Raw genomic sequence first — 1,107 nt, forward strand, 5'->3', positions numbered from 1 at the left:
CGTATTAAGTGGTTACGGCATTGTCTTGGACTTTTTCAGCAGTTGGGCGCCGAGCGCTTTGATAGATGCGATTAGTTCATTTAGTTTCTTGACACATTTTGATGCGATATCGAAGGGTGTTATTGATATGCGCGATATGTTGTATTTCGCTTCGGTCATAATGGTGTGGTTGTTTGCTAATGCCATTGTTATTAATGTCCGTAAGGCCGATTAGGAATTTTTAAAGATGAATAAACAACTATTATCGACTACAGGTTTGGTGTTAGCCATTATCTTGTTTTTGTCGTTTAACATTGTGACCAATGGCAATTTTAAGGCCTCGCGAATTGATTTAACGGAAGATAAGCTTTACACCTTATCGGATGGATCATTAAATATCATTGAAGCATTAAGTGCTCCGCTGACATTACGTTTTTATTATTCTGATCAGGTTGCGCAAGAGCTACCCAGCATAAAAGCATATGCTCAGCGAGTGCAGGAATTGCTGGCAGAGTACCAACGTGCATCGAACGGCATGATCAAATTAGTCGTCATCAATCCGGCGCCATTTTCAGATAATGAACAGCGTGCTAAGCAGTATGGTTTGCAAGGTGTGCCGATTGATGGTGAAACTGATCTTTTATACTTCGGTTTAGCCGGCAGTAACTTACTTGATGGTACGGAGAGCATTTCTTTTTTCCAACCAGAAAAAGAAGATGTACTTGAATATGATTTAACTAAAATGGTCTACAAGCTGTCGAATGCTGAGAAAAAATCGGTGGCGGTGATCAGTGCCTTAGCAATTGATGGCGAAGAATATGATCCTTTAAAAGGTGATATCGCTTCGTCGGATGGCCCCGCACCATGGGCTGTGATGACTGAATTACGTCAAATGTTCAATGTGACGGTATTGCCAAAAGACATTCGTCGGATCCCATCAAGTATTGATGTGTTACTGGTGGTTCATCCTAAGGAGTTTGCTGAAAATACTTTGTATGCTATCGATCAGTATGTATTACGGGGTGGTAAGTTAATCACCTATGTAGATCCCTATGCTGAAGTTGATATTCCGGAGAAAGATCCAGATAATCCAATGGCTGCCATGGTAGCGTCACGTAGCTCGAATAT

The 1,107-nt window shown here is 41.2% G+C and carries 1 protein-coding gene and 1 pseudogene; both read left to right on the forward strand.

The window, feature by feature from the left end:
- Positions 1-214: pseudogene (locus tag AC3AYF_RS21590) on the forward strand (ABC transporter permease); the annotation flags it as partial.
- 12 nt (positions 215-226) lie between these two features.
- Positions 227-1,107, forward strand: an 881-nt coding sequence (locus tag AC3AYF_RS21595) for a GldG family protein (protein WP_487780518.1), incomplete at its 3' end; no start/stop codon positions are given.

This window comes from Salinicola sp. (assembly GCF_982684285.1).